We start from the raw sequence: 15,546 nt of genomic DNA, 5'->3' as shown, positions 1-15,546 counted from the left end.
TGTAGAAATCCTTCATTTTCCTTTCGATAGTTAACACTATCGAAATAAAGTTTACGCTAAATTCATAATTTTTTATTTTTTATACTATATTCCGTTATATTGTTGTATAATATCTATGAAAGCGCTTATTATTTCAATATACATAATTCAAACTAAATTTTATCAAAACATTCTAACTATTATACCTATATTTAAATGCAACAATTATAGCTATTAGTATAGGCATACCAAATATATCCACCCCATTTTTCTGTAAAATTACTTTATAAAGTGAAAGATTAACTTGGGTGATAAGTTATTGTGAATGTTTTTTTACAAAACAGATAAGTAATAGTGTTTGGTATTATGTAAATTATTGTAATATCATAAGAGTAAAGAAAACATTTACATTGATTATTGATTCATTACTTATTGAAAAAGAGCAAAATGCACCTTTGTATGGAAAAGGATTATATGCATTGGGAGGTTTAAACAAATGACGAGGAAGAATACAACGACAAACCCTTGGGCCAAGTTCCACGGTCCGAACCTTGGTTATGTTATTGAGCAGTATGATCTTTACGTAACTGGAGCAGATTCTGTTGATCCGGAATTACAAGAGCTTTTTGAAATTTTTGGAGCTCCTTCGTTTCAAGATGATGTCGTAACAGGGGACAACACAGCAACACATTTTTCTCCTCAAAACACAGGTAACATTGAAAAGATTCTTAAAGTCGTTCAACTTGTTGAGCAAATTCGTTCTTTCGGGCATACGTTGGCTCACATTAACCCGATGGAAGATGCTGCAAATGGACAATCACTTCTTGAGAAAGCAATGAGTGAACTGAGCGATGCTGACTTGAAAGCGATTCCAGCGAAAACAGTATGGCAAGATGCACCAGAAGGTATTCACACTGCACTTGATGTAATTCATAGATTAAAAGACGTTTATACAAAATCTTTAGCTTATGAATTTTCTCATATACAAGATAGTGAAGAACGCGCGTGGTTGCATCAAATGGTGGAATCAAATTCATTGCGTCAACCACTATCAAATAAAAAACGAACTGCTCTTTTAAAACGTTTAACAGCTGTTGAAGGTTTCGAGCAATTCTTGCATAAAACATTCGTTGGGCAAAAACGTTTCTCTATCGAGGGCGTTGATATGCTTGTACCTGTTTTAGATGAAATTGTTCTAGAAGGTGCTAAGAACGGCGTAGAGGATGTCATGATTGGTATGGCTCACCGCGGTCGTCTAAGCGTACTTGCTCACGTATTAGAAAAACCATATAGTCACATGTTTGCTGAGTTCAAACATGCAAAAATAGAAGGCGCAGTAGCCAATTCTGGCTGGACTGGCGACGTAAAATACCACCTAGGTAGAGAACAAGTCGTTAGTAACGAAGAAGTTAGCACTCGCGTGACATTAGCAAATAACCCGAGTCATCTTGAGTTCGTGAATCCTGTAGTAGAAGGTTTCGCACGTGCTGCTCAAGAGAATCGTAAAAAATCTGGTCTTCCAGATCAAGATACTTCAAAATCATTCGTAATTTTAGTTCATGGTGATGCTGCATTCCCTGGTCAAGGTATTGTATCTGAAACGTTGAACTTAAGCAGATTGAACGCGTATCAAACAGGCGGAACGATTCATGTTATCGCAAACAATGCAGTTGGTTTTACGACTGATAGCTATGATTCTCGTTCTACGAAATATTCAAGTGACCTTGCAAAAGGTTTCGATATTCCAATTGTTCACGTAAACGCTGATGATCCGGAAGCTTGTCTTGCTGCTGCTAACCTTGCGATTCAATATCGCATGTTGTTCAAAAAAGACTTCTTAATCGATTTAATTGGTTACCGCCGCTACGGTCATAACGAAATGGATGACCCAGCAGTTACGCAACCACAAGTGTACAAAAAAATTAAAAATCACCCAACTGTAAGAGCAATTTACGCAGATCAATTACAAACTGCTGGTGTTCTAAATGCAGATGAAGTTGAAACAATTACACAGTTTATACAAGAGCAATTAAAATCCGACTATGCACAAGTACCACCAGCTGATACGGGTGATGCAACAATTCACGTTAAAGTGCCAGATGTTGTTGCAAAAGGTATTCAACCAATCGATACTGGTATTGAACTTGACTCACTTCGTGCAATTAATGAAGGTCTACTATCTTGGCCAGAAGGATTTAACGTATATCCAAAAGTGAAGAAAATTCTTGAGCGCCGTAAAGATGCTCTTGAAGAGAACGGTAAAATTGAATGGGCACTTGCTGAATCATTAGCATTCGCTTCTATTTTACAAGAAGGTACGCCAATTCGTTTAACTGGTCAAGATTCACAGCGTGGTACATTCGCACACCGTCATATCGTATTACACGATACTGATACAAACGAAACATATTCACCATTACACCGTTTACCAAACATTAATGCTTCGTTCTCTGTTCATAACAGTCCGTTATCAGAGGCTGCTGTTGTTGGTTACGAATATGGTTATAACGTATTCGCTCCAGAAACTCTTGTTATGTGGGAAGCGCAATATGGTGACTTCTCAAATACTGCGCAAGCATTATTTGATCAATATGTTTCAGCTGGAAGAGCAAAATGGGGTCAAAAATCTGGTTTAGTTCTTCTATTACCACACGGTTATGAAGGTCAAGGACCAGAGCACTCTAGTGCACGTCCAGAGCGTTTCTTACAGTTAGCTGCTGAGAATAACTGGACAGTTGCAAACTTAACGAGCGCGGCACAATACTTCCATATCCTGCGTCGTCAAGCATCTATCTTAGGAACAGAAGCTGTTCGACCATTAGTACTGATGACGCCGAAGAGTTTATTACGTCACCCACTTACGCTTTCAACTGCTAATCAGTTAAGCGAAGGACGATTCCAACCTGCTTTAGAACAAGAAAACCTTGGTATGAAACCAAATAAAGTAAAACGTCTTGTTTTAAGTACAGGTAAAATGGCGATTGACTTAGCAGCAGAAATCGAGTCTGGTAAACATGAGTACAACTTAGACGAAGTTCATGTCGTTCGTATTGAGCAATTGTACCCATTCCCTGCTGAGAAAGTTCAATCTATTATTAAACGCTTTAAAAACTTAGAAGAAATCATTTGGGTTCAAGAAGAACCTCGTAATATGGGCGCATGGCATTACATGGCTCCAATTCTGTTCGAACTTGCTGGAGATAAAGTGAAAACAGGTTACATTGGACGTCCTGATCGCTCTAGTCCATCTGGAGGCGATCCATTCGCTCACAAAGCTGAGCAAGAACTAATTGTTGCACATGCTTTAGATGTGAAGTATAACTTCCGTCAAGATAAACAAGAAATTGAAGTTTACAGCAACTAAAAAGTAACAATGAAGGTTTCTAGCTTGTTCCTTGGGCAGAATATCTGCCCAAGGCCAGGCTAACAAATGGAGATTACCGAAGACAAAAGAAGAAAAAACACACCGTTAGGCAAATAAGGGGAGGACATTTAAAATGATCGAAATTAAAGTACCTGAGCTTGCAGAATCTATTACCGAAGGAACTATTTCACAATGGCTTATCAACGTAGGCGACAAAGTTGAGAAAGGTGGCAGCGTTGTTGAGCTTGAAACTGATAAAGTCAATGTAGAAATCATTGCAGAAGATTCAGGTATTGTATCGAAGTTACTAGGCGAACCTGGGGATACAGTTGAAGTTGGCGCAACTATCGCAATTTTAGATGCTAATGGAGCACCAGTTGCAGTAAGTACACCTGCTCCAGCTGCTGAGCAACCAAAACAAGAAACAGCTGAAGCACCGAAAGCTGCGGCTCCAAATGCTGAACAAACTACGGGTCTACAAGGCTTACCAAATACGAACCGTCCTATCGCATCACCAGCTGCTAGAAAAATGGCTCGTGAATTAGGAATCGACTTAAACGACGTACGTAGCACAGATCCACTTGGACGCGTGAGACCACATGATGTACAAGCTCATGCTGCAGCTCCAAAAGAAGCACCAGCTGCTCCAAAGAGCCCAGCTCCTGCTCCAGTTGCAAAAACTGAATTCGAAAAACCAGTTGAGCGCGTGAAAATGTCCCGCCGCCGTCAAACAATTGCAAAACGTCTTGTAGAAGTTCAACAAACATCTGCAATGTTAACAACATTTAACGAAGTTGATATGAGCGCGATCATGGAATTACGTAAAGAACGCAAAGATGCTTTCGAGAAAAAACATGATGTACGTCTTGGCTTCATGTCATTCTTCACAAAAGCAGTTGTTGCAGCATTAAAACAATTCCCATTATTAAATGCTGAAATTCAAGGTGACGAGCTTATCATCAAAAAATTCTATGATATCGGTATTGCAGTAGCAGCTCCAGATGGATTAGTTGTTCCAGTTGTACGCGATGCTAACCAATTAAACTTCGCTGAAATCGAAAGTGAAATTCGTAATTTAGGTATGAAAGCACGCGATAACAAACTTTCATTAAAAGAACTACAAGGTGGTACATTTACAATTACAAACGGTGGTGTATTCGGTTCTCTAATGTCAACACCAATCCTAAATAGCCCTCAAGTTGGTATTTTAGGAATGCATAAAATCCAAGTACGCCCAGTTGCAATTGATAACGAGCGTATGGAAAACCGCCCAATGATGTACATTGCTTTATCTTACGATCACCGTATTGTTGATGGTAAAGAAGCAGTTAGCTTCCTTGTTGCTGTTAAAGATATGCTTGAAGATCCAAAATCATTATTATTAGAAGGTTGATAGATTAAAATCTATCAAAGGCTGTAGAATAAATCATTCTACAGCCTTTTTTTATTGTGTTCATACGGGACAAATTTCATGACATAAAGTAATAATGTATGCCTAAACGTAAGGAGGATTAAAATGAATAACCTTCCAATTCATGCAAAACTTAAAGTAAATAAGGATACTTTTTTCCTCCCCGATTCAAATGGGGGTGTCTATTTTCGAAATAACGCCAGTTCATTTCGCATGGACGGTGATGGAATTTATGACTGGATTGAAAAATTAATGCCAATGTTTAACGGTAATTATTCTTTAGCAGAAATAACTGATGGACTCCCTCTCCCCTATCAAAATCGTGTATTTGAAATTGGAGAGGTTTTATATGAAAATGGTTTCGTTCGTGATGCAAATCAAGATGCACCTCATGAATTAAACAGTACATTACTCGACAGATATGCTTCACAAATTGAATTTTTAGAAGCTGATTCTCATTCAGGTGCTTTAAAATTCGAAACGTACCGCGGGGCAAATGTACTTGTACTTGGTTCTGGGGATATGCTTACTTCTTTAGTTTCTTCTTTATTAGAATCTGGTTTACCTACATTTCATTACCTCGTTACAGATCGGGATGAAACAAACTATGACAGAATACATGAGCTAATAGAACGTGCATATGAAGTTGATAACAGTGTACTCCTTCAAGAAATCGATACTACAATTGACCGTCCCTTGCATGAAGTATTCGAACCTTTTGATTGGATTTTATATGTTTCCCAAAATGGAGACATTGATGGTTTACAAACAGTTCACACTATTTGTAGAGAAACGAAAAAGAATTTCATACCAGCTATTTGTTTATCTACACTCGGTATAGCTGGGCCTGTCGTAACGGAAAATCGTGATGAATGCTGGGAATCCGCATGGCATCGACTACATGAAACGAATTTACAAAATGAAAATTCATCTGATTCCTTCTCACCAATTACATCTGCAATGTTAACAAATGTAATCGTTTTTGAATTATTTAAGCATGTCGCAGATGATTCACATCGGGAAAAAGAAGCACAATTCTTTTTATTAAACTATGAAACACTTGAAGGAACGTGGCATTCTTTTATAAAACATCCTCTTGCAACTGATGAAAGTTTTACAATTGATACGATAGAAAATCTTTCTGAAAAACTTGAGCATCGGTCGAACCAACATACTTCAACTGATGTATTCCGATTTTTTGACTCATTAACTTCTAAAGAAGCCGGTATATTCCATGTATGGGATGAACAAGATTCATATCAATTACCGTTATCACAGTGCTATATTCAAGTAGCCACTCCACTATCAGATGGCCCAGCTCACCTTCTGCCTCTTATGACTTGCAGTGGATTGACTCATAATGAAGCACGCCGAGAAGCCGGCTTAACAGGAATTGAAACATATGTAGCAGAAATCATTCACCGCCTTATTCCTGAACATAACGATATCGGTATCGGTGCTGGAGAAACGATGACAGAAGGATTTTACCGGGCACTACAGCAACATTTAAACAATAAATTGTATGAGCGGCAGTCACATATGCTAGAAGAACTTACAACGATTGATTTAACTGATATTCACGATAAACATTGTAGATTTTATTACGAAGCTCTCTCTACAATTCATGAAACACCTAAAATCGCAATGAGTGAAGAGATTCTCAGTTTTCCAGCCGTTTGGGTTGGTATAAATGATAGATGGTACGGTGCATCTAATATTAATATGACGTTAGCGTTACGAAACGCACTACAACTATCACTCTTTCACGTTCAAAATGAAGAAATTCCTTACAGAGCTAATATTTTGTATGACTCATCTATTATTTTATATGACACTGATTCTTTTAGGGTGGAAATACAAGCGGAAGAAGAAATTCCAAGCGTACAATCTTTACAACTCGCCTTACAACATTTAGAAGAACATAATTTTTATCCATTCGTATTTGATTTAGCGATTGAACCATTTTTGAAAGAAAACTTAGACGGTGTGTACGGAGTATTAATTGCAAAGGAGGACGGTTTATGATTCAAAATATATTGCTTATAGGAGATGGCCTACTTGCAGACTATGTACATGATCAATTATGCGAACAATATTCCATCATTCGTCAACATACCCTTACAGAAAAACTCCCTGAAAATATTCATCTCGCTCTCGTATTACATGACGGATCTCCTTCTACTATTCATCATGATGCCGAACTTATTTTTCGCTCAAATCATATTCCGTGGCTTCGTGGTTTCACTTCATTTGGCGAAGGTATTATCGGTCCTTACATTCATCCTCTTACGCCCGGATGTTCCCATTGTTCTGATGGACGCCGTTTTATCGCTGGCTTTGATCAAAAAGAAATGTGGGAACTACAGCGGAAATATGCCTTTAAAGCCGAAAATGGAACGAGGCGTGATGTACGTGCCACCCAAAATGGAATGTTACAAATGTGCCATCTTATTTGCGCAGAAACAGAAAAAATATTAACTCATAACCATTCTTCTTTAGAAAATGAACTTATTTTACTAAACTTACAAACATTACAATGTACGCGGCATTCTTTTCTTCCAGATCCTCTCTGTCCTGTATGTAGCAATTTACCTGATGATACTGCGGATGCGGCGGAAGTTTCTTTACAACCGAGTTTAAAAGTAAGCACCGAAACGTATCGCTGCCGTTCCATTCATGAATTAAACACATTTTTAACGAAAGACTATTTAGATTATCGGATCGGTATGTTGAACGGCAAAATGCAGCATTCTTTATTGCCATTCGCTGACGTCATTATAAACATGCCATTAATGTTTGGAAATGAAGGTGTTGCAGGCCGAACTCATTCATTTGCAGTGAGTGAAGCAACTGCTATTTTAGAAGGTTTAGAACGATATTGCGGTATGTCGCCTCGCGGGAAAAAGACAAATGTGCATGGTAGTTTTCATGATTTAGAGGAACATGCACTAAATCCCCTCACACTCGGTGTACATACAAATGAACATTACAATCGTGATAATTTTCCATTTAAGCCGTTTGATCCTGATTATGAGCAAAACTGGGTATGGGGATATTCTTTATCACAAAACAGACCGCTTTTAGTTCCTGAATCAATTGCTTATTATAGCCTCGGTCATCGAGATGCTTTCGTGTATGAAACATCAAATGGATGTGCAATTGGCGGTAGTTTAGAAGAAGCGATTTTTCACGGCATTTTAGAAATTGTAGAGCGTGATGCCTTCTTACTCACTTGGTATGCCGAATTACCTCTTCCCCGCCTTGATCTGAGTTCAGCAAATGATACAGAATTACAATTAATGATTCAGCGGTTACGTACGATTACCGGATATGAATTACACGCTTTTAATGCGACGATGGAACACGGCATCCCGAGCTTATGGGTAATTGCAAAAAATACACGTGAAAATGGAATGAACGTTGTTTGTGCGGGAGGTGCTCATTTAGATCCTATTCGAGCTTTAAAAAGTGCCATTCAAGAAATCGCAGGCATGTTACTTATAACAGACGATGAGCTCGAGCACAAAAGAGAATACTATGAAAAATGCTTACAAGATCCTTATTTCGTTAATAAAATGGAAGACCACAGTATGCTGTACGGATTGAAAGAAACGGAAGAACGTCTTCACTTCCTTTTACGAGAAGATGCACCGGTGCAAACGTTCCAAGAAATGAATGTATCACAGTCATTTGATATGGATTTAACATCCGATCTCCACCAACTTTTAAATCGTTTGCATCAATCTAATCTTGAAATAATCGTTGTAGATCAAACCGTTCCCCTTATAGAAAAGAACGGACTACACTGTGTAAAAGTCATTATTCCAGGCATGTTACCGATGACATTCGGCCATCACCTTACTCGTGTTACAGGATTAGATAGAGTCTATACCGTACCGATGACACTTGGATATAGCACTGAACCGTTAACAAATGAACAATTAAATCCACATCCGCACCCGTTTCCATAGTAAAGGAGGGATTTCATGCAGCTAGATACTTTTTTACATCATCTCCATTTCTCTATTGATGAAATTATGCCGAATCATGAGGTGGACTGGAAAGACGCGCCGCTTCCTTATAAATTATATCGAAATGTACCTACCATCCCGCTCTCCTTAGAAATCCCGTTATCTTTATCGAACTCTTCTACTACACCTACTCTAAATGAGATTGGTCACTACCTTTGGTATTCATTTGGTGTAACACAATTATGTCAGCTAAATAGCGAGAGAAATGTATTACGCAGATCCATTCCTTCAGGCGGTGCTTTATATCCGAATGAATTGTATATCTATTTAAAGATTGACGATTATCCAGACGGCATTTACCATTATGACGCCGCGCATCATCGACTTATTTTACTTCGCGAAGGAAATTTCGATTCTTATTTAGCAGACGCACTCGGTAATCGCTGTAATATACATGATTGTTTCGGTGCCGCATTCGTATCCACTATGTTTTGGAAAAACTTCTTTAAATACAATAACTTTTCATATCGCCTTCAAGGATTAGATAGCGGGGTTCTCATTGGACAATTACTAGAATGTGCAAAACAGTTCGGTTATACGAACGGCGTATACTTTCAATTTCTAGACCGTGCACTGAACCATTTACTCGGATTGTTAGAAGGTGAAGAAAGTGTGTATGCCGTTATTCCTTTAAGTACAGAGCCAGAAACTAATTGGTTTCACAATGATTACCGTGAAAATAAAACAGTTACTTCTCATGAGTTGTTGCAACAAATTCCGCCGTTAGCACATGAACATTTCGTTCGCTCAAAACATGTAAATGAACATCCGATGATAACAAAAATAAATGAAGCTTCTATGATTGAATCGACAGAACACTTCCAAACACTACATCATGAAGAGCACTATCAACATAATACGTACGCTGTACAGCTACCGAAAGTAGAACGGTTATCGTATGATTTCCTACAACTTTGTAAAAAACGATATTCTCCTGATGCGGACTTTAATTTAACGAAATGGGATGCAGCTGAGCTCGCTACTTTACTACAAGAAGCGAGCCTCTCCTTCCCCTATTACAGCGACCTTGATGGTAAGTATGTAAATGAAAATGCACGCGTCTCATTATATGGATGTTTCTATAACGTAAAAGATATAGAAAACGGTGCTTACACTTATAACAGTAAAACACATTCCATACAACCACTTCGATATGGGGACCTTCGTTATCTCCTTCAATCTAGTATGACGATGGATAACGTAAACCTTTTTCAAGTACCACTTTGCTTACATGTAGTCGGAAAGAAAGATTACTATACACGTGCATTAAGCTATAGAGGATACCGTATTCACCAAATGGAAGCTGGTATCCTCGTTCATAAACTCGTTTTTGCTGCAACTGCTATGGGGATGGGCGGGCATCCTTTACTAAGTTTTGATACAAATTCATGTGATCAATTGTACGGAATTGATGCTGGGAATGAAACGTCTCTTATTCAAGTTCCAGTTGGGGCGTATCGGGCGCGGAATTGGTTAAAAGGGGCTTTGCATAATTAGAAGCACGCCGGTAGACGGCGTGCTTTTTTTAAAGGACTTAATTTATAAAAAGCGAAATGAGTATATATTCTTACATAAAAGGAGAGTTTGACTTGAGCATTTTACAACGATTAATTCAGCAAGCAAAAAATCCTAGCGGAACAATTGGTTCCTCCATGCTTTGTATTATGAACGCTGCACATACGAGATTAATAAATTGGGCATTACAGAAAGTACATATAAAGACAGATGCAGTCGTATTAGACATCGGCTGTGGTGGAGGCAAAACCATACACACTCTTTCAAAACGAACTCCACTTGGGGGAATATATGGGATTGATTACTCCGATCAAGCTGTGAAAAATTCTATACAGACGAATGCAAAAGATGTTCAAAAACAAAAAGTAATTGTTCAACAAGCAAGCGTTTCTTCTATTCCACATCATACGAACTTCTTCGATCTCATTACCGCCTTTCAAACTCATTATTTTTGGCCTGATATTGAACAAGATATAAAAGAAGTATTTCGCGTCTTAAAACCAGACGGCTCCTTTTTATTAGTGGCTGAAACTTTCAAAATTCAATACCATATGGAGAAATTTAAAACAAATGAAGAATTAATAAACCTATTTTATAAGACAGGATTTACAAAAGTGCAATGTTATGAAGAAAAAGGGGGCCTTTGTGTAATAGGAAATAAGTAAAAAAGCAGACCTTTATGGGCCTGCTTTTTACTAGATTAACTTAAAAATACTCTTAATTTGTCTAGCAAATAACCAATTTTTCGTACCGTAGTTATCATTTAAACTATCTAAATTAATAGATTGTCCGTTAGCAAACTTTAATTCTAACGTTGTATTTTTGTCATTTGTTTTTAAATTACTATTTGTAATATCATCATACTTTAATTTTTCAATCTCAATATATTCGTCTTTTTCTTGTCCGATCACGACATGGTCTTGGAAGAAGAAAAATACTTCTACTTTTTTACCGAAACAAAATACATTTTTCGTATAAATTAATGTCGCGTTATCAAGTCCGACACATACTTCTTTCATTTCTTCCACAACGTGTCCAAAGTCTTCTTCATGTCTTGTATTTGATTCAACAATCCATTCTTCGATTGTTTTCATATTAATTGCCATACTGCGCCCCCTGGTTCGTTCATTGCTTCGTTAAAAAAATAAATACTATATGAAAATATAAGCGATTAGTAATATGTTTTCAAGGGGGAACGGTATATTCAAAATAAAGTGAAACTTTAATCAATAGGGGTCTTCATCCCCACTGATTATTAGTTGAACCAATCGGGCTTTTACGGGCAGTTGATCACCCACCTAACTTCTTTGTTTTCGCTGGATTTTGAGATGGGGGTCTTACTGCCCGCAAATAGCGGGATAAAGTTAAATTTCAAATTAATATAAAAGGAACACCAATTCCATTAAAATTTAAACGTTTGAACGAGACATTCTTCATCATCAATTAGCTGCGCTCTCTCATCAAATTCAATGTTTAGTTCTTTATATACTTTCTTCCAAAACGACACTGCTGGTACATTTTTTAGAAGTTCGATAACGAAATATTGTCCTCTTTTCTCTTCTAGTAAATTCTCAACAGCTTGTTTACCGATTCCTTTTCCTTTATATTGATTCAATATGAAAATATCATTAATACCAAAATCATTTTCCTTCTTCAAAAACGGACGTTCCAGTAGTAATAAGAATCCTACAATACTATGATCAACTTTTATAAAATACGGCGTGATTCCGTCATTTTTCCAAAACATATGCAAATCTTCGTATTCAAAAAATCCGTTCGCTCCGATAGTTATATTCATAGTGAACTTAGAAAGATCATGAAGATATAATGCGTACAAATTGCGTAATATTTCTTTTTCTAATTCTTGAACTTTTTGAAGTGCTACAACCATTAAAAAAATCCCCTTCCCTATCTATAACTATTTCCCCCTTTTTTATTCGCCAAAAATAATTATTCCCCTTTAACGAAAAAAATAGCACTTTAAAAAGTGCTATTCCGCTCTCCTTGCCGCTTGCTGAATTGGATCCCAAACGCTGTTATATGGTGGGGCATAACTTAAGTCGACATCTTCTAAATCGTGAATGCTCATTTTATTGAAGAGTGCCATTGCGATTACATCAATACGTTTATCTACGCCTTCTTCTCCAATTACTTGTCCGCCTAATAATTGTTTCGTGTCAGAACGGTATAGTAATTTCAAGTAAAGTGGTTTCGCATTTGGATAATAGCCCGCCATATTAGTCGAATCTACTTTGACTGTTTTATACGGGATGTGTAGCCCTTTCGCTTCTTTTTCATTTAATCCTGTTCTTGCAAGCGTCAAATCCATAAATTTAATAATACCTGTACCTAACGTACCTTTAAAGGCTCTTCGTTTATCCAGCATATTCAGTCCAGCAAGTCGCCCTTGCTTATTGGCAGTCGTTCCGAGCGGGATATGATCATGAATTTCCTTTATAACGTGGTAATGTGTTGCGCAATCACCGGCTGCATATACGTCTTGCACATTTGTTTGCATATATGCATTTACTTCGATTGCTCCTTTATGATTCTTACGTATATTTGTCCCTTCAAGAAAATCAGTATTTGGCTTCACTCCAACCGACACTAAAACAAGATCTGCTTTATACGTACCTTTATCCGTTTCGATTGCTTCTACTCGTTCATTTCCTTTAAATGCTTTTACATTTTCATTCGTTAAAATTTCAATATGATGCTTATCTGCTTCTTTATGTATGTACTCTGCCATATCTGCATCATAAATCGTACCGATATGATCATTTCGCTCAATCATTCTTACTTTCTTACCAAGTTCGACGAATGTTTCTGCCATCTCTAGTCCAATGGCACCACCGCCAATAATCGTTACATCTTCAACTTTATTCGTTTCTAGCGTTTTTAATATGCGCTCAGCATCAGGAATTGTTTTTAAAAGATGAACGCCTTGTAATTCCCGTCCTTCCCATTCTGGCATAACAGGACGCACTCCAGTCGCAATTAATAATCGATCATATGGAAATTCAAAGACATCCTTCGTCTTCGTATGCTCTGCGTACACCATTTTCTTTTCCGTATCTACTTTCGTTACTTCATGACGCACTTTCGCATCAATTCCATATTTCTCACGAAACGTCTTTACGTTGCGCGCGATTAACTTTTCAGTTGAAGCGATAGCACCACTAATGACATACGGTAATCCACACTGAGCGTATGAATAAATTTCACCTTTTTCTAAAGTTACAACATTTGCATTTTCATCGTTTCTAACAATTTGCATAGCTGCACTCATACCAGCTGCATCTCCGCCAATAATGACATAGTTCACTTTACCACTCCTTCTTTTTTACATACTCTTTACGTTTTCCATATTTTATAGAAATAACACCTAACTCCATTGTAAAGAAAGAGAATTTCATCTTCAAATTTGGTGCACAAACTTATGTATGAATAGGTAACTGTCGTGTCTTATAAACAACATGTTTAATATGCTATAACAGTTAGTATTGAAAGTAGGTGAAATATACATGTGCGCTGGTCTTCTCGCTCAGTTTCCAGAGGAACCGAAAGAACCGAAAGCCGCCCTCCCGCTTGAACAAGAATTTACTGTTAATGCAACATTATACAGTGCTCGCGCTTGGTTATCAGACAATGACACTTTCTCTCAAACTATTTGGAAAGCCACTCGCTTCGCTTCTGCATCACACGCTGGTAAGTCCATCTTCCCCGTAGGTACTGTTAAAATTGTAAATGTTTCTGATGATACTATAACGGTTACTATATCATCAGAATCAGACGATGCGCTTAAAATAATCGTTCCTCCTCATTCTGAAGCTGCCTTAACGTCTAGTTCTTTATCTGATGTGCAAGCCAGTACATCAGGGGGAGCAAGTAAAGTCACATTTCTCTTTCATATCTTTTTCTCTAGGGATCCTGGTCCAGCTAAATAATCATAAAAAGGTACAGTAATATACACTGTACCTTTTTCCCGCGCTCTATTCTCTTGATTTAATTAGTTCAATATTATAAGTTTCGATATCTGTTAACTTTCCTGTAAAATAAGGATTTTCTCTATACCAAGACTGTTTTGCAAAATACGCTTGCATATCTTTCGTTTGAAAAATATGTCCATGCCTTGCATATATTTCATTTCTAGCAATTTTCAACTGTTCTTTCGATAAATAGGTTAAATCTGTGCTCGTTAATTTTCGAATATCACTATCAGGAAAGATGAAACCATTATATACATACCCAGTCGCGGGCGTTGGAGTAACGTTATAAACAACTGTTTTTTCTGTATTTTTCTTTTGGAATGGAAGATTATAAGACAAAAGTGCCGTTACCGTCTCTACTTGTGTCGTTTCCCGTCCACTTTCTCCATTTCGTTCTAAATAAATCGTCGCACTTCCATCAGTCGCTACAGGCCCCCATGTAATTTCTTCTCCTGCCAGCGCTGTAACCGGTTTTTGATTTACGTACAATGTTGCACCAGGCGCGTTCGTTTGAACTGTAATATATTGACCTTGCAACGTTAAATCTATCGTTACGTTATTTTGGCTTTGTTTCATAAGTACAACCTTTTCCTCACGTGATAGTTTTACATAGTCATTTTTATATTCTGATTGAAACACTTGATTTCCCGGAAGAAATGGTCCATATTGCTTCTCAAACTTTTTGTCATCTGTCTTATCAATTTCTTTTCCGTTCATTTTTAACGATACGCCTTTTTCATTTGTAAGCAAAGTTGTATAGTACGTCTTCGCTTTCAATTTATACCGATCAAATATAAAGAAATACTTTCCGTCTTTCGTTAATGAAAAATCAGCTCTTTCTATTCCGTCCCGTTGTTTTTCACCTTGTCTCAAATATCCTTTTAATTCATTTACGTAAGATGGATTTTCTTTTATATATGAAAATAGAGGCGTTAAACTCTCTCTCGTTATCATAACCGATGGATCATCTGCCGTAACGATCTCAGCTAATTTCTCTCCGTCCCGCTCTTGTAAAATCGTAATCATCCGGTCTACTTGTGCCACCTGCGTATAATACGATGATCCGTACAAATACAATCCAATAATCGCTATAACAAATAGTGCTAACAGTGTAATGCCAACTTTTGTACCACTGCTCATGTTCTTCTTTACTACAGGACTTCCCCTCTTCATCCCGCAGTTTTGACAAAATTGCACACCATCTTCAAACTGAACTCCGCACTTTGTACATACATTCATTCAGTCAACCACCTTTTC

General features: G+C 37.5%; 11 protein-coding genes. 7 read left to right on the top strand and 4 right to left on the bottom strand.

Going from position 1 to position 15,546, the window contains the following annotated elements:
* Positions 1-475: 475 nt before the first annotated feature.
* The 6 genes from odhA to MRP26_RS10895 all read left to right on the top strand — a co-directional run bounded on the left by odhA (position 476) and on the right by MRP26_RS10895 (position 10,965).
* Positions 476-3,343, top strand: a complete 2,868-nt coding sequence (gene odhA / locus MRP26_RS10920; protein ID WP_242806144.1) for a 2-oxoglutarate dehydrogenase E1 component — start codon at positions 476-478, stop codon at positions 3,341-3,343.
* A 133-nt stretch (positions 3,344-3,476) separates the two neighbouring features.
* The gene (odhB, locus tag MRP26_RS10915; protein WP_000569893.1) at positions 3,477-4,736 is read left to right on the top strand and encodes a 2-oxoglutarate dehydrogenase complex dihydrolipoyllysine-residue succinyltransferase; all 1,260 of its coding nucleotides are present in this window, start codon (positions 3,477-3,479) and stop codon (positions 4,734-4,736) included.
* A 123-nt stretch (positions 4,737-4,859) separates the two neighbouring features.
* Entirely contained in the window at positions 4,860-6,779 is a 1,920-nt protein-coding gene (locus tag MRP26_RS10910; protein ID WP_089170637.1) for a putative thiazole-containing bacteriocin maturation protein, read from the top strand.
* Positions 6,776-8,725, top strand: coding sequence for a TOMM precursor leader peptide-binding protein (locus MRP26_RS10905; protein ID WP_098852269.1), 1,950 nt, complete (start codon positions 6,776-6,778; stop codon positions 8,723-8,725). The genes MRP26_RS10910 and MRP26_RS10905 overlap by 4 nt, the downstream gene beginning before the upstream one ends.
* Before the next feature lie 15 nt (positions 8,726-8,740).
* Positions 8,741-10,282 carry a SagB family peptide dehydrogenase gene (locus tag MRP26_RS10900; protein WP_242806143.1) on the top strand — a complete coding sequence of 514 codons (1,542 nt, stop codon included), beginning with the start codon at positions 8,741-8,743 and terminating at the stop codon, positions 10,280-10,282.
* Between the two features lie 92 nt (positions 10,283-10,374).
* On the top strand, positions 10,375-10,965 hold the full coding sequence (locus MRP26_RS10895) for a class I SAM-dependent methyltransferase (RefSeq protein WP_242806142.1): 591 nt from the start codon (positions 10,375-10,377) through the stop codon (positions 10,963-10,965).
* A 30-nt stretch (positions 10,966-10,995) separates the two neighbouring features.
* Here MRP26_RS10895 and MRP26_RS10890 read toward each other — a convergent pair whose 3' ends face one another.
* From MRP26_RS10890 to MRP26_RS10880, 3 genes are all read right to left on the bottom strand, one after another.
* Entirely contained in the window at positions 10,996-11,406 is a 411-nt protein-coding gene (locus MRP26_RS10890) for a DUF3908 family protein (RefSeq protein WP_000996808.1), read from the bottom strand.
* 296 nt (positions 11,407-11,702) lie between these two features.
* On the bottom strand, positions 11,703-12,191 hold the full coding sequence (locus MRP26_RS10885) for a GNAT family N-acetyltransferase (RefSeq protein WP_063546873.1): 489 nt from the start codon (positions 12,189-12,191) through the stop codon (positions 11,703-11,705).
* A 99-nt stretch (positions 12,192-12,290) separates the two neighbouring features.
* Positions 12,291-13,625: a CoA-disulfide reductase gene (locus MRP26_RS10880; protein WP_001110229.1), complete on the bottom strand. Its 1,335-nt coding sequence runs from the start codon at positions 13,623-13,625 to the stop codon at positions 12,291-12,293.
* Positions 13,626-13,824: 199 nt separating this feature from the next.
* Here MRP26_RS10880 and MRP26_RS10875 point away from each other — a divergent pair, with 199 nt between their 5' ends.
* Positions 13,825-14,247, top strand: coding sequence for a hypothetical protein (locus tag MRP26_RS10875; RefSeq protein WP_098256697.1), 423 nt, complete (start codon positions 13,825-13,827; stop codon positions 14,245-14,247).
* 45 nt (positions 14,248-14,292) lie between these two features.
* Here MRP26_RS10875 and MRP26_RS10870 read toward each other — a convergent pair whose 3' ends face one another.
* Complete coding sequence (locus tag MRP26_RS10870; RefSeq protein ID WP_197242103.1) at positions 14,293-15,528, bottom strand: TcaA 3rd/4th domain-containing protein; 1,236 nt, start codon at positions 15,526-15,528, stop codon at positions 14,293-14,295.
* Between the last annotated feature and the right edge of the window lie 18 nt (positions 15,529-15,546).

The sequence above is a fragment of the Bacillus sp. CCB-MMP212 genome (assembly GCF_022748145.1).
Classification (GTDB): domain Bacteria; phylum Bacillota; class Bacilli; order Bacillales; family Bacillaceae_G; genus Bacillus_A; species Bacillus_A cereus.
Note: the sequence above shows the minus strand (reverse complement) of the source record. Positions and strands in the feature narration are given on the sequence as shown.